At 61.1% G+C, this 25,986-nt stretch carries 21 protein-coding genes; 8 read left to right on the top strand and 13 right to left on the bottom strand.

Features of this window, described 5'->3' with window-relative positions:
* Nucleotides 1-3 precede the first annotated feature (3 nt).
* Both CKW07_RS00650 and CKW07_RS00645 read left to right on the top strand, forming a co-directional pair.
* Nucleotides 4-570 (top strand): CsiV family protein, encoded by a 567-nt coding sequence (locus CKW07_RS00650; protein WP_095143132.1) that lies wholly within the window; start codon nt 4-6, stop codon nt 568-570.
* Nucleotides 571-581: 11 nt separating this feature from the next.
* Complete coding sequence (locus CKW07_RS00645) at nt 582-3,272, top strand: DEAD/DEAH box helicase (RefSeq protein WP_095143131.1); 2,691 nt, start codon at nt 582-584, stop codon at nt 3,270-3,272.
* Nucleotides 3,273-3,517: 245 nt separating this feature from the next.
* On the opposite strand, the gene CKW07_RS00640 is transcribed toward CKW07_RS00645, so the two are convergent.
* The 3 genes from CKW07_RS00640 to CKW07_RS00630 form a co-directional block, all read right to left on the bottom strand.
* Nucleotides 3,518-4,255, bottom strand: a complete 738-nt coding sequence (locus CKW07_RS00640; protein ID WP_095143130.1) for an S-methyl-5'-thioinosine phosphorylase — start codon at nt 4,253-4,255, stop codon at nt 3,518-3,520.
* Between the two features lie 12 nt (nt 4,256-4,267).
* Nucleotides 4,268-5,278: a beta-N-acetylhexosaminidase gene (gene nagZ / locus CKW07_RS00635; protein WP_095143129.1), complete on the bottom strand. Its 1,011-nt coding sequence runs from the start codon at nt 5,276-5,278 to the stop codon at nt 4,268-4,270.
* 197 nt (nt 5,279-5,475) lie between these two features.
* Nucleotides 5,476-6,183 (bottom strand): TetR/AcrR family transcriptional regulator, encoded by a 708-nt coding sequence (locus tag CKW07_RS00630; protein ID WP_095143128.1) that lies wholly within the window; start codon nt 6,181-6,183, stop codon nt 5,476-5,478.
* Nucleotides 6,184-6,434: 251 nt separating this feature from the next.
* Between CKW07_RS00630 and lexA the strand changes: the two genes are divergently transcribed.
* The gene (gene lexA / locus CKW07_RS00625; RefSeq protein WP_095143127.1) at nt 6,435-7,043 is read left to right on the top strand and encodes a transcriptional repressor LexA; all 609 of its coding nucleotides are present in this window, start codon (nt 6,435-6,437) and stop codon (nt 7,041-7,043) included.
* A gap of 10 nt (nt 7,044-7,053) precedes the next feature.
* Entirely contained in the window at nt 7,054-7,527 is a 474-nt protein-coding gene (gene sulA / locus CKW07_RS00620) for an SOS-induced cell division inhibitor SulA (protein ID WP_095082275.1), read from the top strand.
* 106 nt (nt 7,528-7,633) lie between these two features.
* Here sulA and CKW07_RS00615 read toward each other — a convergent pair whose 3' ends face one another.
* The 7 genes from CKW07_RS00615 to CKW07_RS00580 form a co-directional block, all read right to left on the bottom strand.
* Complete coding sequence (locus tag CKW07_RS00615) at nt 7,634-7,867, bottom strand: hypothetical protein (RefSeq protein ID WP_095082274.1); 234 nt, start codon at nt 7,865-7,867, stop codon at nt 7,634-7,636.
* 151 nt (nt 7,868-8,018) lie between these two features.
* Nucleotides 8,019-8,540, bottom strand: a complete 522-nt coding sequence (locus CKW07_RS00610; protein WP_095143126.1) for a DUF6586 family protein — start codon at nt 8,538-8,540, stop codon at nt 8,019-8,021.
* A 142-nt stretch (nt 8,541-8,682) separates the two neighbouring features.
* Complete coding sequence (gene topA / locus CKW07_RS00605; protein ID WP_095143125.1) at nt 8,683-11,304, bottom strand: type I DNA topoisomerase; 2,622 nt, start codon at nt 11,302-11,304, stop codon at nt 8,683-8,685.
* A gap of 114 nt (nt 11,305-11,418) precedes the next feature.
* Entirely contained in the window at nt 11,419-11,655 is a 237-nt protein-coding gene (locus CKW07_RS00600; RefSeq protein WP_019692748.1) for a DUF1653 domain-containing protein, read from the bottom strand.
* Nucleotides 11,656-11,754: 99 nt separating this feature from the next.
* Complete coding sequence (fadA, locus tag CKW07_RS00595) at nt 11,755-12,930, bottom strand: acetyl-CoA C-acyltransferase FadA (RefSeq protein ID WP_095143124.1); 1,176 nt, start codon at nt 12,928-12,930, stop codon at nt 11,755-11,757.
* 29 nt (nt 12,931-12,959) lie between these two features.
* Complete coding sequence (gene fadB, locus CKW07_RS00590; protein WP_095143123.1) at nt 12,960-15,107, bottom strand: fatty acid oxidation complex subunit alpha FadB; 2,148 nt, start codon at nt 15,105-15,107, stop codon at nt 12,960-12,962.
* Nucleotides 15,108-15,660: 553 nt separating this feature from the next.
* Nucleotides 15,661-16,098 carry a hypothetical protein gene (locus CKW07_RS00580; RefSeq protein ID WP_095143122.1) on the bottom strand — a complete coding sequence of 146 codons (438 nt, stop codon included), beginning with the start codon at nt 16,096-16,098 and terminating at the stop codon, nt 15,661-15,663.
* A 104-nt stretch (nt 16,099-16,202) separates the two neighbouring features.
* Here CKW07_RS00580 and CKW07_RS00575 point away from each other — a divergent pair, with 104 nt between their 5' ends.
* A complete protein-coding gene (locus CKW07_RS00575) occupies nt 16,203-16,640 on the top strand; it encodes a universal stress protein (RefSeq protein WP_095143121.1) in 438 nt (145 codons plus the stop codon).
* Nucleotides 16,641-16,829: 189 nt separating this feature from the next.
* Here the strand turns inward: CKW07_RS00575 and CKW07_RS00570 are convergent, their stop codons facing one another.
* Nucleotides 16,830-18,749 (bottom strand): ATP-binding cassette domain-containing protein, encoded by a 1,920-nt coding sequence (locus tag CKW07_RS00570; RefSeq protein WP_095143120.1) that lies wholly within the window; start codon nt 18,747-18,749, stop codon nt 16,830-16,832.
* A gap of 213 nt (nt 18,750-18,962) precedes the next feature.
* Here CKW07_RS00570 and CKW07_RS00565 point away from each other — a divergent pair, with 213 nt between their 5' ends.
* Nucleotides 18,963-20,891 carry a transglycosylase SLT domain-containing protein gene (locus CKW07_RS00565; protein WP_095143119.1) on the top strand — a complete coding sequence of 643 codons (1,929 nt, stop codon included), beginning with the start codon at nt 18,963-18,965 and terminating at the stop codon, nt 20,889-20,891.
* Nucleotides 20,892-20,975: 84 nt separating this feature from the next.
* Here CKW07_RS00565 and CKW07_RS00560 read toward each other — a convergent pair whose 3' ends face one another.
* On the bottom strand, nt 20,976-22,769 hold the full coding sequence (locus CKW07_RS00560; protein WP_095143118.1) for an ABC transporter transmembrane domain-containing protein: 1,794 nt from the start codon (nt 22,767-22,769) through the stop codon (nt 20,976-20,978).
* A gap of 258 nt (nt 22,770-23,027) precedes the next feature.
* Here CKW07_RS00560 and CKW07_RS00555 point away from each other — a divergent pair, with 258 nt between their 5' ends.
* Nucleotides 23,028-23,207 carry a PA1571 family protein gene (locus tag CKW07_RS00555; RefSeq protein ID WP_095082259.1) on the top strand — a complete coding sequence of 60 codons (180 nt, stop codon included), beginning with the start codon at nt 23,028-23,030 and terminating at the stop codon, nt 23,205-23,207.
* A gap of 63 nt (nt 23,208-23,270) precedes the next feature.
* On the opposite strand, the gene pdxB is transcribed toward CKW07_RS00555, so the two are convergent.
* Nucleotides 23,271-24,413 carry a 4-phosphoerythronate dehydrogenase PdxB gene (pdxB, locus tag CKW07_RS00550; protein ID WP_095143117.1) on the bottom strand — a complete coding sequence of 381 codons (1,143 nt, stop codon included), beginning with the start codon at nt 24,411-24,413 and terminating at the stop codon, nt 23,271-23,273.
* Nucleotides 24,414-24,560: 147 nt separating this feature from the next.
* Here pdxB and CKW07_RS00545 point away from each other — a divergent pair, with 147 nt between their 5' ends.
* Entirely contained in the window at nt 24,561-25,973 is a 1,413-nt protein-coding gene (locus tag CKW07_RS00545; RefSeq protein WP_095143584.1) for an MATE family efflux transporter, read from the top strand.
* Nucleotides 25,974-25,986 lie beyond the last annotated feature (13 nt).

Here is a 25,986-nt window from a genome sequence, read left to right as displayed (position 1 = left end):
CCCATGCGCCTGTTTCGCTCACTGACCTTGCTGATGACGCTGCTCGCCCCCACCGCATTTGCCGCCGACCTGTATCAGGTTGAAATGATCCTGGTTCGCCAGAACGCCGTACCGGCCGTTGCCAGCCCCGCCGCACCCGAAGATTGGGCCGCCGGCGCGCAGCCGGTCGGTGCTGACAGCCTGCGCACGCCAGCCCTCAACGCCGACGTGGAAAAACTCAGCGCCAGCGCTGACTACACCGTCCTGCTGCACAAGGCCTGGCAGCAGTACATCGACGAAACGGGGAGCAAAGTGGCGATCAGCGATGGCCGGGAGCAATACGGCCACTTTCCGATCGAAGGCACGCTGGACCTTAAACTGGGGCGCTTTACCGACGTCAACGCCGACTTCTGGGTCAATCAATTCGGCAGCAATGGCCTGGTCGCCACCAGCGAGCGCCTGCAACAGCAGAGCCACACCAAAAATGGCCAGCTGAACTTTCTCGATAACGGCCACCTGGGCCTGTTGATCAAGATCACGTCCCTGACGGCACCTGCACCGCAACCAGCTCCCGATGTCATTCCGGACTGATTGAAGTCCCTATGTCCCCGAGCCTGAGCAAGCCCCTGGCCCCTTCCTGGGCCAGCCGATTCAAGGAACAAAGCCTGGAGCGTGGCCGCCGCTACGCCCTGGAAAACCGCGTCAGGATCGTCGAAGCCGGCGACAGCACTATCACTGCCAGTTGCGAGGGCTCTGGCGGCAATGTCTACCGCCAGACCATCACCCTGCGCGAGTCAGCCAAAAACACACTGCTGCTGGTCGACGCCCTGTGCAGTTGCCCGGTACGGGTGAACTGCAAGCATTGCGCGGCGGTGCTGCTCAAAGTCCAGGACACCCTGCAATACCCTGCGGCCGCCACGGACCTGCAGTTGCTGGAAAAGCTTCAGGCGGTCCTGGAAAACCGCACGCCCGCACCGCTCCCGCAGCAGTTGATCGACACCGTACAACCGGTGCCGCGCCTGTGGCTGGCCAGCGTCGAGTTCAGCGCCTTCGAACCGCGCAACGGCAAAATGCAGCGCTACATCCAGCACCGCGCAGCGCTGTCCTTCAGCTACCTGGATGAATACGTCAGCGGACAGAAGAACGCCGACATCCTGATTCGTCAGGAGACGCAGACGTTGCGGATAAAACGTCACCCTGAAGTCGAACAGATCTACAGGGAAAAGCTGCGCACCCTCGGTTTCAAAGTCGCCACCCGCCAAAGCAAGGCCTTGCCTGAAAGTGCCGGCGAACTCTATGAGATGGTCAATGACAGCGCCTGGCTGACCTTTACCCTCAATGAGCTGCCCAAGCTGCGCACCCAGGGCTGGGAACTGCAGATCGACGAAGACTTCGGGTTCGACCTGACGGCCGTCGATGACTGGTACGCCACGGTCGACGAGGCGCCGGAACGTGACTGGTTCGACCTGGAACTGGGGATCATCGTCAACGGCGAGCGCCTGAGCTTGTTGCCGATTCTGTTGAACCTGATGCGTTCGCACACCGAGATTCTCAACCCGGAGCGCCTGGCCAGGCGTCGCGACGACGAGTTGATTCTGGTGAATATCCCGCACCGCCCGAACGCTGACGGCCCCCTGCAGGTCGCACTGCCGTTCGGCCGCTTGAAGCCAGTGCTGGCGACCCTCGGCGAGTTCTACCTGCAAGAGCCCGGTGAAACCACCCTGCGCCTGAGCAACGCCGACGCCACGCGCCTGAACCCTCTGCAAGACCTGCCACTGCTCTGGGAAGGCGGCGAGCACATCCGCACCTTCGCCCAGCGCCTGCGCGACATCCGGGACTACAGCGCCGAAGCCCCCGAGGGGCTGAACGCCACCTTGCGCCCGTATCAGCTCGAAGGCTTGAGCTGGATGCAGTCACTGCGCCAACTCGAAGTCGGCGGCATCCTGGCGGACGACATGGGGCTGGGCAAAACCCTGCAAACCCTGGCTCATGTGCTGAGCGAGAAAAACGCCGGGCGCCTCGACCGCCCCTGCATGGTGGTGATGCCCACCAGCCTGATTCCCAACTGGCTCGACGAAGCGGCGCACTTCGCCCCACAGCTCAAGGTGTTGGCGCTGTATGGCGCCGGACGCAAAAAATATTTCGAGCAGTTGGGCGACTACGACCTGATTCTCACCACCTACGCACTGCTGCCCAAGGATGTCGAACGCCTCGCCAGACAACCCTTGCACATCCTGGTGCTCGACGAAGCGCAGTACATCAAGAACCCCACCAGCAAGGCCGCCCAAGCGGCACGCGAGCTCAACGCCCGCCAGCGCCTGTGCCTGAGCGGCACACCCCTGGAGAATCACCTGGGCGAGCTGTGGTCACTGTTTCACTTCCTGCTGCCAGGCTGGCTGGGAGACGTCAAAAGCTTCAACCGCGATTACCGCGTGCCGATCGAAAAGCACGCCAGCGACGTACGACTGCAGCACCTGAACGGCCGAATCAAGCCCTTCCTGCTGCGCCGAACCAAGGAACAGGTGGCCACCGAACTGCCACCGAAAACCGAGATCATCCACTGGGTCGAACTCAACGAGGCGCAGCGTGATGTTTACGAAACCATGCGCCTGGCCATGGACAAGAAAGTGCGCGACGAAATTACCCGCAAAGGCGTGGCGCGCAGCCAGATCATCATTCTCGAAGCACTGCTCAAGCTGCGCCAGGTGTGCTGCGACCTGAGGCTGGTCAATGAAGCCGCCCTGCCCACCCGCGGCAGCACCTCAGGCAAGCTGGACAGCCTGATGGAAATGCTCGAGGAGCTGCTCGATGAAGGCCGCAGGATCCTGCTGTTTTCCCAGTTCACCTCGATGCTCTCGCTGATCGAAGATGAACTGAACAAGCGCGGGATCGCGTATGCACTGCTGACCGGCCAGACCCGGGACCGACGCACCCCGGTGAAGGAATTCCAGAGCGGCAAGCGACCGATTTTCCTGATCAGCCTTAAAGCCGGCGGCGTGGGCCTGAACCTGACGGAAGCCGACACGGTGATTCACTACGATCCGTGGTGGAACCCGGCCACGGAAAACCAGGCCACCGACCGGGCATACCGGATTGGCCAGGAGAAACCGGTGTTCGTCTACAAGATGATCGCCCGTGGCACGGTCGAAGAGAAAATCCAGCACCTGCAGAAGGAAAAATCCGACCTGGCAGCCGGCGTGCTGGATGGGCGCACGACGGGCGACTGGAAGCTGCAGAGTGATGACATCGAGGCGCTGTTTGCGCCACTGCCTGACAAGCTCGACAAGCGCTGAGGTCTTCGCCGCCAGACAGGTAGCCATCGCGGGCAAGCCCTAATGTCAGCCAGTTAAGCGAACGTCGACCTTTGTAGGAGCAGCCGGTCGACGCTCGAGTGCTCGCGTTGGACGCTAACGATAACGCGTGCTTTCTGATTAAACGCGTTGCTCTTGAGTTCATCGCGAGCACGCTCGCTCCTACAAATGCGCCCCACCTTAAACTGGCTCGCCCGCGATGGGATCAACCCAATGGAAAGCCGGACTCAGCCCTTGAGCACCCGCGCCAATGTCGACTTCACCTTGCCCATTCCGTCATGCAGGGCCTGCTCGATCTCGGCCATGGTGATCACCGCCGTCGACTTGCCCGCCGCCGGGTTCACCACCAGCGCCAGACAGGCGTAATCGAGCTCCAGCTCACGGGCCAGCGCGGCTTCCGGCATACCGGTCATGCCGACGATGTCGCAACCATCGCGCTCCAGGCGAGCGATCTCGGCAACGGTTTCCAGGCGCGGGCCCTGGGTGCAGGCGTATACGCCATGGCTGCTGTAGGCACAGCCTTCGGCAGCCAGCGCAGCGATCAACTGTTCGCGCAAGGGCTCGCTGTAGGGATAGCTGAAGTCGATATGGGTGACCTGCTCCAGGTCATCGGCAAAGTAGGTGTGCTGACGACCACTGGTGTAGTCGATCAACTGATGGGGCACGCAGAAATGCCCGGTGCCCATCGCCGCGTGAATCCCGCCCACCGCATTGACTGCCAGGATCGCCTGCGCGCCGGCTTGCTTGAGCGCCCACAGGTTGGCGCGATAGTTCACCTGATGCGGCGGGAAGCGGTGCGGGTGGCCGTGACGGGCCAGGAACAGCACTTCACGCCCTGCGTACTCGCCCACCTGAATCTCGGCCGACGGCGCGCCATACGGCGTATCCAGGGCCAACGACCGACGAATGTCCAGACCTTCGAGCTGGGTCAGGCCGGTGCCACCGATAATTGCGTAAACCGTCATTGCAAAAAGTCCTTAATCAATCAGTTGGGCGTCTTTGAGGGCGCCGATGGCTGCGAGCCAGCGGGGATCCTGTCGGTAATCGGTGCTGGCGAAGGCTTGGCCACGCATCCGCGCAATCCGCGCCGACGGCTTGACCTTCATGCGCTGCGCCGCCGTCAGGGCCAGTTCGGCCGCCGCACGATCATTGCACACCAGCCCCATGTCGCAACCGGCCGTCAGGGCCGCCTCGATGCGACTGGCGGCATCGCCCACCACATGGGCGCCGGCCATCGACAGGTCATCGCTGAAAATCACGCCATCGAACTGCAACTCGCCACGCAGAATGTCCTGCAACCAGCGTCGCGAGAAACCGGCAGGCTGGGAATCGACCTGCGGGTAGATCACGTGGGCCGGCATCACGGCCGCCAATTGCTTGCTCAAGCGCGCGAACGGCACCAGGTCATGGGCGCGGATGTCATCCAGGCTGCGCTCGTCATTCGGGATCGCGACATGGGAATCCGCCTCCGCCCAGCCGTGGCCCGGGAAGTGCTTGCCAGTGGCCGCCATGCCGGCGCTGTTCATGCCGCGGATGAAAGCACCGGCCAACAGGGCCGCACGCTCCGGATCGCCCTCGAACGAACGGGTACCCACCACCGCGCTGCGCTGGTAGTCGAGATCCAGCACCGGCGCAAAGCTCAGGTCCAGGCCCACGGCCAATACTTCGGTGGCCATGATCCAGCCACACTGCTCAGCCAGGTATTCAGCGTTCGGATTGTCGGCTATCGCCCGCATGGCTGGCAGACGGACGAAGCCCTGACGCAAGCGCTGCACCCGACCGCCCTCCTGGTCCACCGCCAGCAGCAGGTCCGGACGCACCGCGCGGATCGACGCGCTCAACTCGCGCACCTGACGTGGATGCTCGATGTTGCGCGCAAAAATGATCAGGCCGCCCACTTCGGGCTGACGCAACAACTGGCGATCTTCGGCCGTCAGCCAGGTACCGGCGACGTCCACCATCAACGAGCCTTGCAGGCCAGCAGTCATAGAGATTCCTTGATAACGAAATGCGCGCACGGCGCGTCTTTGAAGGACCCGGCTCGAGGCAGACACACGACCACGCCGCCAAGGGTAATGCCCGGCGCAACGGAGTCGGTAGAGGGAAACGGGAGCAGGTCTGAAACGAGAGTCGGCATGGGCGGCTAGCTTAGCGGATGTCAGCTGCCGCGCCCACCCGTACGCGGTTAAACCTTGGCGGCCACCGGTACCGATTTGCTGCGCGGACGCAATTGGGCCGCGGCCATGGCGTCGTCGGTCACGCCGGTTTCAGCGCGCATGCCCGCGGCCAGGAACGGCACCATCAGGCGCATGACCTGCTCGATGGAGGTGTTGACCCCGAAATCGGTTTCGGCGATAGCCCGCAAGGCCTTGATCCCCGACATGCTGAACGCCGCCGCACCCAACATGAAGTGCACGCGCCAGAACAGTTCGATCGGTGGGATACGCGGGGCGGCTTCGTTGACCAGCATCATGTAGCGGCGGAACACCTTGCCGTACATATCTTCCAGATAACGCCGCAAGTGCCCCTGGCTCTGGCTGAATGCCAGGCCCAGCAAGCGCATGAAGATAGACAGGTCATTGCCGCTGCGTGGCTGCACCACCAGGGCCTGCTCGACGAGGATTTCCAGCAGCTCTTCCAGGCTCGGCTTGTTGTCCGGCCGGGCGGAACGACGCTCCAGCTCACGCTCGAGACTGCTGCAGAACGGACCGAGAAAACGCGAGAAGACCGCCTGGATCAAGGCTTTCTTCGAGCCGAAATGATAGTTCACCGCCGCCAGGTTGACCCCAGCCTTGCTGGTGATCAGACGCAATGAAGTTTCGGCAAACCCTTTTTCCGCGAACAACTGCTCGGCGGCATCAAGAATGCGTTCAACGGTTTCCGACTGGGCCATGGCTACTCCGCCTGACAAACACTTGTTTGAAACATACGTTTCAGTCTGTATCTTGTCAAGTCTACCGGTTCGTTTTGCGAACGCCCAGTCAGCCATTTAACCATATAAACCGCCGGCTGTAGCCGCCCCCGCACCTTGCGGGCCAACGACCTGTCGGTGACCGTCCGGCGACCCTGCGCAAATGGAGGATTGCCAAGCCCACTCCACTGTATATAATTCCAGTCACTGTATAAAAAGACAGAGCGATCGAGATGCTAAAACTGACGCCACGCCAAGCTGAGATTCTGGCCTTCATCAAACGTTGCCTCGAAGACAACGGCTATCCGCCCACCCGCGCGGAAATCGCCCTGGAACTGGGGTTCAAGTCGCCCAACGCGGCGGAAGAACACCTCAAAGCCCTGGCCCGCAAGGGCGCTATCGAAATGACCCCCGGTGCATCGCGGGGCATTCGTATCCCGGGCTTCGAAGCCAAGGCCGACGAGTCCTCCCTGCCGATCATCGGCCGGGTCGCTGCAGGCGCGCCGATTCTCGCCCAGCAGCACATCGAAGAGTCCTGCAACATCAACCCGGCGTTCTTTCATCCACGCGCCGACTACCTACTGCGGGTCCACGGCATGAGCATGAAGGACGTGGGGATTTTCGACGGTGACCTCCTCGCCGTACACACCACTCGCGAAGCCCGCAATGGCCAGATCGTCGTCGCGCGGATCGGCGACGAAGTCACCGTCAAGCGCTTCAAGCGCGATGGCAGCAAGGTCTGGCTGCTTGCCGAAAACCCGGAGTTTGCCCCGATCGAAGTGAACCTGAAAGACCAGGAACTGGTGATCGAAGGCTTGAGTGTCGGCGTCATTCGCCGCTAAAGGAGGCGTTATGCAGTTTCCACACACACCACAACACGCACAACTTCCGCTGTTCGAAGCGTTTCTGGCCCAGCCATTGGCGCCGATCCTCAAAGAGGTGGCCGAGACACCCTGGAGTGCCGAACCCGAAGCCTTCAGTGAGCTGTCGTTACGTGGTGCGGCCGGGAACTGCCTGAACCTTCTGGCCCCTATCCTCAGGGAGCTTAGCCAGGACCAGGACGCCCGCTGGCTGACGCTGATTGCGCCACCGGCCAGCCTGACCCAAGCCTGGTTACGCGATGCCGGCCTGAACCGCGAGCGTATTCTTCTGTTGCAGCCAAGCGGAACACAAAGCGCCCAGCAACTGGCCTGCGAAGCCTTGCGCCTGGGCCGCAGCCACACGGTCGTCAGCTGGCTGAACCCGCTAAATGGCAGCGCACGGCAACAGTTGATCAGCGCCGCCCGTATCGGGGATGCACAGAGCCTGAATATTCGCTTGGGTTAAGTGACGCGCAATGCGTACTTGAAGGATGCAGGGCTTCTCCAGAACAGAGAAGCCGATCTGTCACAATAACGTGCAATGATGCTTCAGGAAAAACCGACAAACGGAATCAATGAAGAATCCGCGGCCCTTCTTCCTTCTCGAATTCGCCTTCGACCAAGCGCCCGGCCATCTGCACGCCCACGCTCAACATCGCCTTGGCGACCTCGACGTGCTGGCCTTGCAGGAACGCCTTGGCGTCTTCAGAGAAGTCCAGCGTCACCAGAGAACCCTCGTCCTCAGCCCTACGCAGCTCAATACGGCCGTCTGGCAGTTCGACAATTTCTAGAAAGGACGTTGGCATAAAGGTCTGTTCTCCACGAAAGGCGGGGATTATATAGGCATCGACGCTGCTTCGCTCGGGATCTTGACCGGCTGCATGTCACCGAAACCACTGTTTGCGATCATCCCTGATCCATGGCCACACTTGAGCGATCAGCGCATCGCGCGGACACTCAACACTCGTTCAGCCCTTCGCGAAAGCGTAATGCCAGGCTTTTAAGGTTCTGGCGCCAGCTCTCAAGTTCTTCCCTGCTCAACTCCGTCGGCGCTTCGTCATCAAGGCTCACCGCCACAATCAACGGCTGCGTCACGTCGCCTTTAGGTTTGTGCGGTGCGCGGGGTGGCTGAAACAGCGCGGCATGGGCGGCTATCAGCTTTGCCAGCCAGGTTTCGGGGTTATGCGCCAACTCGACCATTTCAGCCATTTCCGGAATGGCAATGGTCTCGAGCACCTCACGGGTCAGCAGCAGTTCTGCCCGTGGCGCATTGGCCTGAGGCAACCGGTAAAAACCGGCAATCTCATGGCACAAACCCAGCAACGCACCATACAAATGAAACAGCGCCGATTCGCGCCCGGCCTGAATCAGCGCCAGGGAGTTCATCGCCCGCCCCTCTTCCGCTCGGGCCAACGCCTCGAGCGACAGGCCGGCGAAGTAAATTTTCTGATTGGTGCGGGTATAGAGCTCAAAGGCCATGACGGCAGTCTCCACAACGAAATAAGACGCATGATGCAGGTCAGACAGTGTCGTGGATCGGACGAGCTGACTGCAAGCCCAAAACAAAGGCCGCAGGCCAACCCGAGGGTTTGCATGCGGCCTTTGGTATCACGCTGCCTGGTTACTTGGCTACGCGCTTGTCTTCAACCACCCACTTGCCGCCGTCGTAGAACGCTTTCCAGCCGGTAGGCTTGCCTTCGACTTCGGTCTGCACGTACTGCTCCTTGGTCTTGCGGCTGTAGCGAATCACCGCTGGACGACCCTCCGGATCCTTCTTCGGCGCCTCGCACAGGAAGTGGTACTTCGGATCGATCTCATCCTTGTGCGGCACGATCTCGATCACCAGCGGAGCACGGGTCTCGCGGTTTTTCGGGAACTGGCTGGCCGCCAGGAACAGGCCGGAAGCACCGTCACGCAGAATGTAAGTGTCGTTGACCTTCTCGCACTTGAGCTCAGGCATCTTCACCGGGTCCATCTTCGGCGGCGCCGCATCACCGCTTTTCAGCAGCTTGCGGGTGTTCTTGCAGGTGGCGTTGGTGCACCCGAAGAACTTGCCGAAACGACCGGTCTTGAGCTGCATTTCACTGCCGCACTTGTCGCATTCCAGGCTCGGGCCTTCGTAGCCCTTGATGCGGTAGCTGCCTTGTTCGATTTCGTAGCCGTCGCAATCAGGATTGTTACCGCAGATGTGCAGCTTGCGCTTCTCATCCAGCAGGTAAGCATCCATCGCGGTGCTGCAGATCGGGCAACGGTGCTTGCCACGCAGCACCAGCGACTCCGACTCACCCTCGTCGTCCGCGGCGATCTCGTCGCCCGGCACCAGGTTGACGGTGGCCTTGCAGCGCTCTTTCGGCGGCAGGCTGTAGCCCGAGCAACCGAGGAACACGCCGGTCGATGCGGTGCGAATCTGCATCGGACGGCCGCAGGTCAGGCACGCAATATCGGTCATGACCGGCTGGTTGGCACGCATGCCGCTTTCCGGGCTCTCGGCCACTTCGAGTTTCTTCTTGAAGTCGCCGTAGAATTCGTCGAGCACGCTCTTCCAGTCACGCTCGCCCTGGGCGACGTCATCGAGGTTCTCTTCCATGCCGGCGGTAAAGCCGTAGTCCATCAGGTTCGAGAAGCTCTCGGACAGACGCTCGGTGACGATGTCACCCATCTTTTCCGAATAGAAACGACGGTTATGCAGGGCGACGTAGCCGCGGTCCTGGATGGTCGAGATGATTGCCGCGTAGGTCGACGGACGACCGATACCGCGCTTTTCCATTTCCTTGACCAGGCTCGCTTCCGAGTAACGCGCCGGCGGCTTGGTGAAGTGTTGGCTTGGATCGAGCTTGATCAGCTTGAGCACGTCGCCCTGAGCCATGTCCGGCAGTACGTCGTCGTCGCCCGGCTTGGCGATTTGCGGCATGACGCGGGTGTAACCGTCGAACTTCAGGATGCGGCCCTTGGCGCGCAGCTCGAAGCCGCTGGCAGCGACGCTGACGGTGGTCGACAGGTATTTGGCAGGCAGCATCTGGCACGCGACGAATTGGCGCCAGATCAGCTCGTAGAGACGCTCAGCGTCACGCTCCATGCCCGACAGCTTGCTTGGGTCGGTATTCACGTCAGAAGGACGAATCGCTTCGTGAGCCTCTTGCGCGCCTTCCTTGCTGCTGTAGACATTCGGGGTTTCCGGCAGGTACTTGCCGCCGAATTCGCCTTCAATATAAGTACGGGCCATCGCCACGGCATCGGCCGAGAGGTTGGTCGAGTCGGTACGCATATAGGTGATGTAGCCGGCTTCATACAAACGCTGGGCCATCATCATGGTTTTCTTCACGCCGAAGCCCAGGCGGTTACTCGCGGCCTGTTGCAGGGTAGACGTGATGAACGGGGCCGACGGCTTGCTGCTGGTCGGCTTGTCTTCGCGCTTGGCGATGGTGTAGCTGGATGCCTTGAGCTTCTCCAGCGCGGCCATGGCCTGGGCTTCGTTGAGCGGCTTGAAGGCTTCGCCGTTTTCACGGGCCACTTCAAAGCGCACATTGGCGCCCTTGGCGGTGCCGAGGTCAGCGTGGACTTCCCAGTACTCTTCCGGGTTGAACGCGCGAATCTCGCGCTCACGCTCCACCACCAGCTTCACGGCAACCGATTGCACACGGCCGGCCGACAGACCGCGGGCGATCTTGGCCCACAGCAGCGGCGAGACCATGTAACCCACCACGCGGTCGAGAAAACGACGTGCCTGCTGGGCGTTGACACGATCGATGTCCAGCTCGCCTGGCTGGGAGAAGGCTTCCTGGATCGCCTTCTTGGTGATTTCGTTGAACACCACGCGCTTGTAGCGGCTGTCGTCACCACCAATGGCTTCGCGCAGGTGCCAGGCAATAGCTTCCCCCTCGCGGTCCAAGTCGGTTGCGAGATAGATGGTGTCAGCATCCTTGGCGAGCCGGCGCAGCTCTTCGATGACCTTTTCCTTGCCCGGGAGGATCTCGTACTTGGCTTTCCAGCCATGATCCGGATCGACACCCATGCGCGCGACCAGCTGCTTGCGCGCCTTTTCCTTGGGCGATAGCGCCGGCACTTCACCAGCAGCCGCCTTGCCACGCTTGGCGGCAGGCTCTTTGCTGGCGCTAGCCGAACCGCTGGTGGGCAGGTCTCGGATATGGCCGATACTCGACTTCACCACGTATTCGTTGCCCAAATACTTGTTGATGGTCTTGGCCTTAGCCGGGGATTCCACAATGACCAGCGATTTGCCCATGGATCAGAAAATTCCTGAATTCTAGAAGTGAAAGGCGGTTGGCGCCTGACGCGGCACCGCTATATATAGTGGCAACAAGGTGAGGTCAAGCGCAGGGTTCTGCGCGCCCTGCCCTTATGGCCTTGAAAAAAGGCTCGGCTCGGCCTGCACCAAAGCAAAGCGTGGGACCTGCTCGCCGTCAACTTCGACCGACTCCAGGAACATGCTCAAGGGACGCACCCAAAAGCCGTAATCACCATACAGGGCTTGGTAGAAGACCACTTCTTCTTCGGTCTCGGAGTGCCGCGCAACACTGAAAACACGGTACTGCGGACCTTTGTAATGCTGGTAGAGCCCTGGTTGTATCGGCATGCTTTGGGCCTCGCTGAAATCCAATCAAATAAAAAACAAAAAAATCTTCAGAAAAACAAAAACCGGGGCACTTGGCCCCGGCTTCCGTCAACGCAACGCTTAAACGCGTTCGAAGACGGTGGCAATGCCCTGGCCGAGGCCAATGCACATGGTCGACACACCGAAGGTGCCGCCATTTTGCTTCATTACATTGAGCAACGTGCCGGAGATACGCGCGCCAGAGCAACCGAATGGGTGGCCCAGGGCGATCGCGCCGCCGTGCAGGTTAACCTTCTCGTTCATCTTGTCGAGCACTTTCAGATCTTTCAGCACTGGCAAGGCCTGCGCTGCAAAAGCTTCGTTGAGCTCGAAGAAGTCGATATCGGAAATACCCAGACCCGCGCGCTTCAATGCTTTCTGTGTAGCCGGTACTGGACCATAGCCCATGATCGCCGGATCCACACCCGCCACCGCCATCGAACGGATCACCGCCATTGGCTGGATACCCAGGTCCTGGGCACGCTGCGCCGACATCACGATCATGCACGAAGCACCATCGGTGATCTGCGACGAAGTACCAGCTGTCACGGTGCCACCCTTCGGATTGAACGCCGGCTTCAGAGCCGCCAGGCTTTCCAGGGTGGTTTCCGGACGAATGGTTTCGTCGTAGTCGAACAGTTTCAGGAAACCGTTCTCGTCGTAGCCCTGCATCGGGATGATTTCGTCCTTGAACTTGCCTTCCACGGTCGCCTTGTGGGCGAGTTGGTGGGAGCGCACGCCAAAGGCATCCTGCTGCTCGCGAGTGATGCCGTGCATCTTGCCCAGCATTTCCGCGGTCAGGCCCATCATGCCCGAGGCTTTCGCCGCGTACAGCGACATGTGCGGGTTAGGATCGACACCGTGCATCATGCTCACGTGACCCATATGCTCGACGCCGCCCACGACGAATACGTCACCGTTGCCGGTCATGATCGCTTGCGCCGCGGTGTGCAGGGCACTCATGGAGGAGCCACACAGGCGGCTGACGGTCTGGCCGGCAGCGGTGTGCGGGATCTGGGTCATCAGGGATGCCATGCGGGCGATGTTCCAGCCCTGCTCCAGGGTCTGGTTCACGCAGCCCCAGATCACGTCTTCGACTTCGCTCGGGTCGACCTTGACGTTGCGTTCCAGCAATTTGCTGATCAGGTGCGCCGACATGTCTTCAGCGCGGGTGTTGCGGTGCATGCCGCCCTTGGAGCGGCCCATCGGAGTACGACCGAAGTCGACAATCACGACGTCTCTTGGATTCAAGCTCATAAATATTCTCGCTCTAGTCGTTTGGGCGCTTAACCGAAGAAGCTCTGGCCGTTCTTGGCCATCTCGCGCAGCTTCGCGGTCGGGTGGTACAGCGCGCCCAAATCAGCGTACTGGTCAGCCAGGGCAACGAATGCTGCAACACCGAGCGAATCGATGTAGCGCAGCGCGCCACCACGGAATGGAGGGAAACCAATACCGTAGACCAGACCCATGTCGGCTTCGGCAGCGGTTTCGACAATGCCGTCTTCCAGGCAACGCACGGTTTCCAGGCACAGCGGGATCATCATCCAGTTGATGATGTCTTCGTCGGTGACTTCGCGCTGCTCGTAAACGATCGGCTTGAGCACTTCCAGCACCGACGGGTCGGCCACTTTCTTCTGCTTGCCGCGCTTGTCGGTCTCGTAGGCGTAGAAGCCCTTGCCGTTCTTCTGGCCCAGGCGCTTGGCTTCGTAGAGCACGTCAACGGCCGAACGACGGTCGTCCTTCATGCGGTCCGGGAAGCCCTCGGCCATCACGTCACGACCGTGGTGGCCGGTGTCGATGCCGACTACGTCCATCAGGTACGCCGGGCCCATCGGCCAGCCGAATTTTTCCATGATCTTGTCGATACGGACGAAGTCCACACCGGCGCTGACCAGCTTGGCGAAACCGCCGAAGTACGGGAACAGCACGCGGTTGACCAAAAAGCCCGGGCAGTCGTTGACGACGATCGGGTTCTTGCCCATTTTCTTGGCGTAGGCAACGGTGGTAGCAACAGCCAGCTCGCTGGACTTCTCACCACGGATGACTTCCACCAGCGGCATCATGTGCACCGGGTTGAAGAAGTGCATGCCGACGAAGTTTTCCGGACGCTTGAGGGCCTTGGCCAGCAAGGTGATGGAAATGGTCGAGGTGTTCGAGGCGAGGATGGTGTCCTCTTTGACCTTGTCTTCAACTTCAGCCAGTACGGCTTGCTTGACCTTCGGGTTCTCGACCACGGCTTCAACCACCAGGTCCACGTGACCGAAGTCACCGTAGGACAGGGTCGGACGAATGCCGTTGAGCACTTCAGCCATTTTCGCGGCGGTCATGCGGCCTTTGTCAACGCGGCCAACCAGCAGCTTGGCGGCTTCGGCCAGACCCTGCTCGATACCGTGCTCGTTGATGTCCTTCATCAGGATCGGCGTGCCTTTGGACGCCGACTGATAGGCGATACCGCCACCCATGATGCCGGCGCCCAATACGGCGGCCTGCTTCACGTCCTTGGCGATTTCGTCGTAGGCCTTGGCCTTTTTCTTCAGCTCCTGATCGTTCAGGAACAGACCGATCAAGCTCTGCGCGGCAGAGGTCTTGGCCAGCTTGACGAAACCTGCAGCTTCGACTTCCAGTGCCTTGTCGCGACCGAAGTTCGCGGCTTTCTGAATGGTCTTGATCGCTTCAACCGGTGCCGGGTAGTTCGGGCCCGCCTGGCCGGCCACGAAACCCTTGGCGGTTTCGAACGACATCATTTGTTCGATGGCGTTGAGCTTGAGTTTTTCCAGCTTTGGCTGACGCTTGGCCTTGTAGTCAAATTCGCCGCTGATGGCGCCCTTGATCAGGCTCAATGCGGCGTCCGCCAGCTTCTCGGGAGCAACCACGGCATCGACGGCGCCAACCTTCAGCGCGTCTTCAGCACGGTTTTCCTTGCCAGCGGCAATCCACTCGATGGCGTTGTCGGCACCGATGATGCGCGGCAGGCGCACGGTACCGCCGAAACCTGGGTAGATGCCCAGCTTGACTTCCGGCAGGCCGATTTTCGCGCTGGAGGCCATGACGCGGAAGTCCGCCGCCAGGCACATTTCCAGACCGCCACCCAAGGCGATGCCATTGATCGCGGCGACGGTCGGAACATTGAGGTCTTCGAAATCGCTGAAGATCTTGTTGGCTTCGAGATTGCCAGCAACCAGCTCTGCATCCGGCAGCTTGAAGTTGTCGACGAATTCGGTGATGTCGGCGCCGACGATGAAGACGTCTTTACCGCTGCTGACGATCACACCCTTGACCGACGCATCTGCCTTGATGGCGTCCACGGCCTGACGCAATTCGTTCAGGGTTAGACGGTTGAACTTGTTGACGGACTCACCCTTGAGGTCGAACTTCAGTTCGACGATGCCACTTTCAAGAGCCGTAACCGTGATGGCTTTACCTTCGTAAATCATCAACTGATCTCCACGATATGGAAGCTGAACAGTACACGTCGGACGCTGATGTTCTGGCTCGGCATGGACATATACGTCGATGCTGACACCATTCCACCAGGCACACCCGCCAACGCGATAGTCGGGATTCTGTAGGAGCGGTCTGAAATACAAACGCTCAATTCATACGCCCGTTTGATTTGGGTACGCCACCTTCACGGAATTTCCGACAATTGTCAATCGCCCAAAATGCGGGTTGAAACTCGACTTTGCAGTCATTTCCGTAACGCGAAGAGCCGCAACACGCCGAAGCCTGTACAGACATTCATAGAATCAATATTTAGAAACGTCGCCCTAATCCGACGCAACGTGCGCTCAAGCAGCTACGCTGGCAGGACTTGAAGGAAAAAGATCAACGCTTTGGGCGAATACCCGGCGTGAGATCGGACCGAACCCGATTGCCGGCCTGCCTGGCCAACTCCAGCCCGATGATGATGTCGGGCTTTTTATGCCCCGCCATAAACACGCCCCCCGCGGCGGCCAGCCAAGCCTGCCGCCACGGGGAGCGAAGTATTCAGGCGAGCGCCTTGAGCGTGGCATCGATGTGCTGCAACACCTCAACCTCGCCCTTCTCGCCCCAATACAGAGTAATCATCTGTTTGTCGGCCTCGACCTTGTACACGTTGGCCGGCAACTTCTCGAAATGAATCAGTAACGCCCGATCCTCGCAGACCTCCTGCCACTGATTGACCCAAACCCCCGGGGTCTTTTGCCAGTAACTCCAGCACGCCGGCCGATTGCCGCGCCGTGGCCGATGGTACTGCGCACAGGGGCTGGGCGGCTCGGGCGCCAGCCAGTGGGGCCACACCTGGGGCGCCAGTTGCATGGCCAGGCCAATGCGCCGAGCCTCCATGCGCAGCGCCATCTGGCCACCCTGGCGACGTGATGGCCGAAGCCACGCCAAGGGGCTCAGCACCACTGCAAGGATTGACACCACTATCCAGACCGTCATATCTGTACTCCCGATTCTTGATGAGCGAATTGATCCCTGTCGAAAACCATTCGCTTGAAACCAGCCATACTTACCCTTATCGCAATCCTCAGGAGGAGCACCTCATGCCCTACCACCATATTCTGGTCGCCGTAGACCTAACCGAAGAGTGCGATCCTGTGATTCACCGCGCTCGCGAGCTGTCGGTCAGCAACAGCGCCAAACTGTCCCTGGTGCACATCGTCGAACCGATGGCCATGGCCTTTGGTGGTGACGTGCCGATGGACCTGTCGCAATTGCAACAACAGCAGTTCGACCAGGCCAAGGAGCGCCTCGAGCGCCTGATCAACAAATACCCCGAGCTTTCCAAGGAAAACAGCCACCTGACCTACGGCCAGCCACGCCAGGAAATCCACCATTTCGCCAAGGAGCAAGGTTGTGACCTGATTGTCGTCGGCAGCCATGGTCGTCACGGCCTGGCATTGCTGCTGGGTTCCACCGCCAACGACGTACTGCACGGCGCGCCGTGCGATGTGCTGGCGGTACGCCTGGTCAAAAGCTGACACGCCCCCTGTAGGAGCGAGCTTGCTCGCGATGAGCCCGAGAACGCCACGCGGGTGTCAGGCTCCCCGCGTCATCGTTGACGACCATCGCGAGCAAGCTCGCTCCTACAGCGGATCGAGTCGATCCTGCTGCATACAAAAAGCCCGGCACTCATCACTGAACGCCGGGCTTTTTTATCGCAGGATCACTCAGGCATCCAGCTCGGCCCAACGCTCGACCATCACGTCGAGCTCAGCCTGCAACTGTTCCAGCTGAGCGATCACCGTCGCGGTTTCGGCAGCAGGACGCTGATAGAACCCGGCGTCGGCCATCTGGGCCTCAACCACAGCGATCTGCTGTTCCATGGCCTCGATCTGCCCTGGCAAGGCTTCCAGCTCGCGCTGCAGCTTGTAGCTGAGCTTCTTCTTCGCCGCCGGTGCTTCCTGAACAGCCGGTGCCGGCGCAGGTGCCGCGGTGACCACGGCAGAGTTCAGGTCGGCCTTGCCGGACTTGCTCTCGGTCACGCCCAGCAGGCGCGGCGAGCCACCCTGACGCAGCCAGTCCTGGTAACCACCGACGTATTCACGGACCTTGCCTTCACCTTCGAAGACCAGGGTGCTGGTGACCACGTTATCGAGGAATGCCCGGTCGTGGCTGACCATCAGCACGGTGCCGTTGAAGGTCAGCAGGACCTCTTCCAGCAGCTCAAGGGTTTCCACGTCCAGGTCGTTGGTCGGTTCGTCGAGGACCAGCAAGTTGGCCGGCTTGCTGAACAGCTTGGCCAGCAACAGACGGGCACGCTCACCACCGGACAGCGCCTTGACCGGCGTGCGGGCACGCTGCGGGCTGAACAGGAAGTCGCCCAGGTAGCTCAGCACGTGGCGGCTCTGGCCGTCGATGTCGATGAAATCGCGGCCTTCGGCCACGTTGTCGATCACGGTCTTTTCCAGGTCCAACTGGTGGCGCAACTGGTCGAAGTAGGCCACGTCGATGCGCGTCCCCTCTTCCACGGTGCCGCTGGTCGGCTGCAAGCCGTTGAGCATCAGTTTCAGCAAGGTGGTCTTGCCGGTACCGTTGGCGCCCAGCAGGCCGATACGGTCGCCGCGCTGCAAGACCATGGAGAAATCCTTGATCAGGAACGGGCCGTCCGGGTGAGCGAAGCTGACGTTCTCGAGGACCATCACTTGCTTGCCAGACTTGTCGGCGGTGTCCAGCTGGATATTGGCCTTGCCGGTACGCTCACGACGCTCGCTGCGCTCAACACGCAGGGCCTTGAGGGCACGCACGCGGCCTTCGTTACGGGTGCGACGGGCCTTGATGCCCTGGCGGATCCAGACTTCTTCCTGGGCCAGCTTTTTGTCGAACAGCGCATTGGCGGTTTCTTCAGCCGCCAGTGTGGCTTCCTTGTGCACCAGGAAACTGGCGTAGTCGCCGTTCCAGTCGATCAGGCCGCCACGATCCAGTTCCAGGATGCGCGTGGCAAGGTTCTGCAGGAAGGAACGGTCGTGCGTGATGAACAGCACGGCGCCCTGGAAATCCTTCAGGGCTTCTTCAAGCCAGGCAATCGCACCGATGTCCAGGTGGTTGGTCGGTTCGTCGAGCAGCAGCAGGTCCGGCTCGGAAACCAGGGCTTGTGCCAGCAGGACGCGACGACGCCAGCCGCCGGACAATTCGGCGAGGGTCTTGTCGGCCGGCAATTGCAGACGGCTCAGGGTGCTGTCGACCAGTTGCTGCAAACGCCAGCCGTCGCGAGCTTCGAGGTCGTGCTGGACGTGCATCAGCTTGTCCAGGTCGGCGTCGGTGACGATGTTCTGGCTCAGGTGGTGGTACTGCGCAAGCAGCTCGCCCACACCGTCCAGGCCTTCGGCCACCACGTCGAACACTGTCCGCTCGTCGGCCACTGGCAATTCTTGCGGCAATTCGCCGATCTTGAGGCCAGGGGCACGCCATACAGAGCCGTCATCGGGCTTCTGATCGCCCTTGACCAGCTTCATCATGCTGGACTTGCCTGTGCCGTTGCGGCCGATGATGCACACCCGCTCACCACGGGCGATCTGCCAGGACACCTTGTCCAACAACGGCATAGCGCCGAAAGCAAGGGACACATCGCTGAATTTGAGCAGGGTCATGAGCTTCTCCAAAAACCGGGCGCGCATTCTACCTGACTTGAGGCTCCAGAAGGCCGGCATTTTCACTGCCGAAGCACTCTGCACATTAATTGTTGCGAACTTGTGCCGCCGAACCGGCAAAGCTTTCACCCGTTGCTGGCAAAAGGCTAAGCTACAAGTAATCAGTGCCGGCACCAGCCGGCACTTGTCATGATTTCTCTGCCCGGATGTCTCATGCGCAGTCGCCTTTTCAGTTTTTTATCCTGCCTGCTTCTTACAGCCACTGCCGCTCAATCCGCTCAGGCGGTGGACCTGTCCACCCAACGCCAGTACTACGATGAAGCCAAGCGTGCCCTGGCCAAGGGTGACACCGGCCCGTACTTTCGCTACAGCCAGGCGCTCGCCGACTACCCGCTCGAACCTTATCTGGCCTATGACGAGCTGACCGCGCGACTGAAAAGCGCGAGCAATGCCGAAATCGAAAAGTTCCTCGCCGAACACGGTGACCTGCCACAGGCCAACTGGATGAAGCTGCGCTGGTTGCGCTGGCTGGCCGAGCGCGGCGACTGGTCGACCTTCGTCAAATACTACGACCCCAAGCTCAACTTCACTGAGCTGGACTGCCTCAACGCCCAATACCAGATCAGCCACAATCTCAAGGCTGAAGGCTATGCCAACACCGAAAAACTCTGGCTGACTGGAAAATCCCAGCCGGCGGCCTGTGATGCGCTGTTTGCCCAGTGGGCCGCCCAAGGCCAACTGACCGAGCAGAAGCGCTGGGAACGCGCCAAACTGGCCGCCCAGAGCCGTAACTATGCCCTGGCCAACAGTCTGATCAACAACATGACCACCCTGGCCCCCCGTGGCCGCCTGCTGGTGGACGTGGCGCAAAAGCCGGAGCTGCTTAACCAGCCGTCGCGCTTTACCCCCGCCGATGAAGCCATGGGCGATGTGGTCAGCCTTGGCTTGCGGCGCCTGGCACGCCAGGATCCGGAGCGGGCCATGGCGTTGCTCGACGATTACGCCAGCCGCATGCATTTTTCCCGCGACGAAAAAGTCGCCATTGCCCGGGAAATCGGCCTGACCCTGGCGCGTCGCTACGACAGCCGCGCCCTTGATGTCATGACCAAGTACGACCCGGAACTGCGTGACAACACCGTATCCGAATGGCGCCTGCGCCTGTTGCTGCGCCTGGCCCGCTGGGACGATGCCTATCAGCTGACCCTCCGCCTGCCGCAGGACCTGGCCACCACCAACCGCTGGCGCTACTGGCAGGCCCGCAGCCTGGAACTGGCCCAGCCAAAGAACCCGGAAGCACAGACCCTGTACCGCAACCTCGCCCGCGAGCGGGACTTCTACGGTTTCCTGGCGGCCGATCGCTCGCAATCACCGTACTCCCTGAACCACAAGCCGCTGGTGATGAGCCAGGCACTGATCAACAAGGTGCGCAACACACCGGGCATTCGCCGCGCACTGGAGTTCCATGCCCGCGGGCAGATCGTCGACGGGCGCCGCGAGTGGTACCACGTCAGTCGCCGCTTCAACCGTGACGAAATGGTTGCCCAGGCCAAGCTGGCCTACGACCTGAAGTGGTACTTCCCGGCTATTCGTACCATCAGTCAGGCGCAGTACTGGGACGACCTGGACATCCGTTTCCCGATGGCCTACCGCGGCACCCTGGTCAGGGAAGCCAAGGTCCGTGGCCTGCATTCGAGCTGGGTGTTCGCCATTACCCGCCAGGAAAGCGCCTTCATGGAGGATGCCCGCTCCAGTGTCGGCGCCAGCGGCCTGATGCAGTTGATGCCCGCCACCGCCAAGGAAACCGCGCGCAAGTTCAGCATTCCGCTGGCCTCGCCACAGCAAGTACTGAATCCGGAGAAAAACATCCAGCTCGGCGCCGCCTACCTGAGCCAGGTGCACAGCCAGTTCAATGGCAACCGCGTGCTCGCCTCCGCGGCCTACAACGCCGGCCCCGGCCGCGTCCGCCAATGGCTGCGCGGCGCCGACCACCTGAGCTTCGACGTCTGGGTGGAGAGCATCCCGTTCGACGAAACCCGCCAGTACGTGCAGAACGTGTTGTCGTACTCGGTGATCTACGGCCAGAAACTCAATTCACCGCAACCGCTGGTGGATTGGCATGAGCGGTATTTTGACGATCAATAAGAGCAGCAAGCTGTAAGCCGCTCTGGTTGGCCGTAAGAAAAATGCCCATATCGCGAGATGTGGGCATTTTTTGTGGGGTTCTACTTAGTCGGTTGCCTGGTCGGTGAGGGCAGTCTGTCCGTCACTGAACTGCAGCGCCGCCAGCCGCGCGTACAACGGATTGCTCACGACCAGCTCCTGATGCGTCCCCACCGCCACCAGCCGGCCTTGATCCATCACCGCAATCCGGTCGGCATTTTTCACCGTGGCCAGGCGATGGGCGATGACCAGGGTGGTGCGGTTTTTCATCAGGCTGGGCAGTGCTTGCTGGATCAGGTGTTCACTCTGCGCATCGAGGGCGCTGGTGGCTTCGTCGAGCAACAGGATCGGCGCGTCCACCAGCAGCGCCCGAGCGATGGCCAGGCGCTGGCGCTGACCGCCGGAGAGGCCCTGCCCGCCATCGCCCAGATGGGTCTGGTAACCGCTGGGCATCTGCTCGATGAACTCGTGGGCATAGGCAATCTTCGCCGCCTCCTGGACCTGCTCCAGCGTCGCCGAGGGTTTACCGTAGCGAATATTCTCTTCGATGCTGCCGAAAAACAGCGCCGGGGTCTGTGACACCAGGGCAAAGCAACGGCGCACATCCAGAGGGTCGAGCCGGGTCAACGGCACACCATCGAGCAGAATGCGCCCCTGCACCGGGTCGTAGAAACGCAGCAGCAGGTCATACACCGTCGACTTGCCCGCACCGGAAGGGCCGACCAGCGCCAGGGTTTCACCCGCCTTGATCGCCAGGCTCAGGCCGTCGATTGCGTAGCTTTCAGGGCGTGACGGGTAGCAAAAGCGCAGGTCTTCAAGTTGCAGTTCACCACGCACCCGATCCGGCAATGTCACCCGGCCAGTCACGGGCGGCTGGATGATGTTTTCCGAGCGCAGCAACTCGGCAATCCGCTCCGCCGCCCCGGCTGCCCGCTGCAACTCACCAATCACTTCGCTCAAAGTCCCGAAGGCACCGCCGACAATCAGGCTGTAAAACACAAACGCCGCCAGTTCGCCGGTGGAGATGCGTCCGGCGATCACGTCCATGCCGCCGACCCAGAGCATCACCCCGACCGCCCCCAGCACCAGGACGATCACCAGGGTGATCAGCCAGGCCCGCTGCAGGATACGTTTGCGCGCCGTATCGAAGGCCTGCTCCACGGTCACCGCGAAGCGTTGTTCATCCTGCCCCTGATGATTGTAGGCCTGCACGGTTTTGATCTGGCCCAGGGTTTCCGAGACATAACTGCCGACATCGGCGATACGGTCCTGGCTCTGGCGCGACAGGCTACGCACCCGCCGCCCGAAAATCAGGATCGGCGCCAGCACCAGGGGCAAGGCGACCACCACAATGCTGGTGAGTTTTGGGTTGGTGATGAACAGCAGCACAATGCCGCCGATCACCATCAACCCATTGCGCAGGAACAGTGACAGCGAGGAGCCAATCACCGTTTGCAACAGCGTGGTGTCGGCCGTCAGGCGCGACTGGATCTCGGAGCTTCGGTTGTTTTCGTAGAACCCCGGGTGCAGGTAGATCAAGTGGTTGAACACCTGCCGGCGGATATCGGCCACGCAGCGCTCGCCGATCCATGACACCAGGTAAAACCGGGTAAAGGTGCCTATCGCCAGCCCCACCACCAACATCAGGAACAGGCCGATACTCTGGTTGAGCAGGTGGGGCGAGCGGGTCATGAAGCCCTGATCCACCAGCAGGCGGATCCCCTGCCCCATAGACAAGGTAATGCCCGCCGTGACGACCAGCGCCAGCAAGGCACCCAACGCCTGCCAACGATAGGGCGCGATAAACCGCACGGAAAGACGAATGGCGCGGCGGTGACGGGCAGACAGCATCAGGATCATCCGAAAAGACCAACGGTAAGGATCAACAGGATGAGCCTACACCGGTCAATCCGTTTGAACTGATGTAAATCACAATGAGTCGGTTTGAATATGACCGCTGACACTAGAGCCTAGTTGTTATTGGTCTAAAGTCCGGCTGGCAGTCAGAGGTTATTTCTGATGGACTGAATAGACCGCCTCATCGCCTGTGGGGAGCTGTCACAGCGTGGTCATTTGGCGGATCTACACTATGCGCACAACCTGATGAGGAGACAGGCCATGTCCTTGCAACACAGCAGCGATGACAAGATTCAAGTGATCCGCACGCAGCCAGACCAGTCTCTGGGGTGCTCGATTATTGATGCTCAGGGCCGCGAAGTACCGATCACTGAAGCCATGATCCAGAGCGCTTGCCGCGAACTGGAACAGCGATTGGTCAAGCCTGCCAAGCAAGATTGATACATAGCCTTACGTCTTCCGACCCGGCCCCTATAGGCCGGGTTTTTTATGGGCGCGAATGACTCAGACTGCTTGCGCGCCCAGCGCCGTCACGATCTGCCGTAACGCTGGCGAATCACCCTCGATCCGCACCTTCAGCCCGTCAATCTCGCGTCGCTCCGGGTAGTGCTTGCGCAACAGGTCGAATGCCGTGCGTTGTTCGGCACCGCTGACGACCAGGCTGCGACGAAAGTCCGCATCGTCACGGCGCGGGTCGTACACCCCGCGGCACAGCATCGCCAGGGCCCAGGCTGGATCACTGCTGGCGTTCAGGCTGACCTGTGCCAGCCACGGCGCCGGCAGCAGATCATCCAGGGAAACCGTCGCGGGTTGGCCGAGGAACTGGCAAAGCGCCTGGTAGATCTGCGCGGTCCCGCGCTGCTTGCCATCCAGGCTGTAGCCGGCGATATGCGGAGTGGCGATCACGCACAGTTCCGCCAGGGCGATATCCACACTCGGCTCGCCCTCCCACACATCCAGCACCGCCTGCAGGTCCTCGCGCTCCAGCAAGACTTCGCGCAGCGCGCTGTTATCCACCACCGGGCCACGGCTGGCGTTGATCAGCCAGGCGCCTGGCTTGAGCTGCCGTAAACGTGGCTCATCGAACAGGTGCCAGGTAGGCTGCTCGGCACTCTTGGTCAGCGGGGTGTGCAGACTGATGACGTCACACTGTGCAACGATCTGCTCCAGGCTGACGTAATCGCCGCCTTCGACGGCCTGGCGCGGCGGATCGCAGACCAGCACGTTCCAGCCCAGCCCCTTGAGCACCTTGACCAGTCGCCCGCCCACCTCACCGGCCCCGACCACGCCATAGGTGCGCTCGGTCAACGCCACGCCTTCGATCTCGGCCAGGGTCAGCAGACTGCCGAGCACGTAATCGACCACCCCTCGCGCATTGCAACCCGGCGCACTGGACCAGGTGATGCCGGCCTGCTGGAAATAATCCAGATCCAGGTGATCCGTGCCGATGGTGCAGGTGCCGACAAACCGTACCTTGCTGCCTTCGAGCAACGCGCGACTGACGTTGGTCACCGAGCGCACGAGCAGCACATCGGCCTGCTCGACCGTGGCACGGTCGATGGAGCGTCCTGGCACACGGCGGATTTCGCCGAACCCTTCAAAAAAGGCATCGAGCAGCGGGATATTTTCGTCGGCAACAATCAGCATGGCAGGCTCCTTTGGCGGATCGGCAGTGTAGCGCAGCTCCCGTCAGTCGGGGTTTACAAATCCCTAACACGGGAGTTTTCCTGACCGCTGTGTCAAAGGCGTAGAATGCGTCGCTTTGCGCATCAACACCTTCTGGACGCTTCGCCTGTGAACTCTGTGACTGACAGCCTCGCCGCTACTTCCCTCCCCCGCCCGGCCCGGGTTCGCCTGGAGCTCAAAGGGCTGCTTGGCCTGGCCGTGCCGATCATCATCGCGCAACTGGCCACCACGGCCATGGGTTTCGTCGATGCGGTGATGGCCGGCAGGGTGAGCCCACGAGACCTGGCTGCGGTGGCTCTGGGCAATTCGATCTGGATCCCGATTTACCTGTTGATGTCCGGCGTTCTGCTGGCGACCACACCCAAGATTGCCCAACGCTTTGGTGCAGAGCAGTACGATGAGATCGGTCCGCTGGCACGCCAGGCCTTGTGGCTGGCACTTTGTGTCGGACTGATGGGCAGCGGCCTGCTGCTCAGCGCAGAGCCGATCCTGCACTGGATGAAAGTCGACCCACAGCTGATCGAACCGAGCATGGGCTACCTGCACGGTATCGCCTTCGGCTTGCCGGGCATTGCCTTCTATTACGTACTGCGCTGCTACAGCGATGGCATGGGCCGCACCCGCCCAAGCATGGTCATTGGCCTGTGCGGCCTGCTGCTCAACATCCCGCTGAACTATGCGCTGATCTATGGCCATTTCGGCCTGCCTGCCCTGGGTGGCGTCGGCTGTGGCTGGGCCAGTGGCATCGTCATGTGGTTCATGGCCCTGAGCATGGCCGGATGGACCCGCTGGGCGCCCGTCTATGCCCGTACCCGCGTGCTGGTGCGTTTCGATCGCCCGCAGTGGGCCGTGATCAAGCGCCTGGTCAGCATCGGCTTGCCAATTGGTATCGCCGTCTTCGCCGAGTCCAGCATCTTCGCGGTCATTGCCCTGCTGATCGGCAGCCTCGGCTCGACTGTGGTGGCCGGGCACCAGATTGCCCTGAACATCAGTTCGTTGCTGTTCATGATTCCTTATTCACTGGGCATGGCGGTCACCGTGCGAGTGGGCCAGGCACTGGGGGCCGGTGACCCGTATCAGGCGCGCTTCGCGGCCAAGGTCGGGCTGGGCGCGGCACTGGTGTTCGCGGCGTTCTCGGCGAGCCTGATCCTGCTGCTGCGCGAGCCCATCGCCTCGATCTACACCCCCGACAAGGCGGTGATCCAGATCGCCTCGATGCTGATCGTGTATGCGGCGCTGTACCAGTTCTCCGATGCGATCCAGGTGATCTGCGCGGGCGCCTTGCGCGGCTACCAGGACACCCGGGTGACCATGATCCTGACGCTGTTTGCCTACTGGGGCATTGGCTTGCCGGTGGGCTACGTACTGGGGCTGACCGACTGGTTCGGCCCGGCCAGCGGCCCGAGCGGACTGTGGGAGGGGTTGATTGCCGGCTTGAGTTGCGCGGCGTTGATGCTGTCGATCCGGCTGGTGCGCAGTTCACGCAAGCGGATACGCATCAGTCAATTGAACGAACGCTGACCCTTGTAGGAGC

This window comes from Pseudomonas sp. Irchel s3b6 (assembly GCF_900187415.1).
GTDB lineage: Bacteria > Pseudomonadota > Gammaproteobacteria > Pseudomonadales > Pseudomonadaceae > Aquipseudomonas.
Note: the sequence above shows the minus strand (reverse complement) of the source record. Positions and strands in the feature narration are given on the sequence as shown.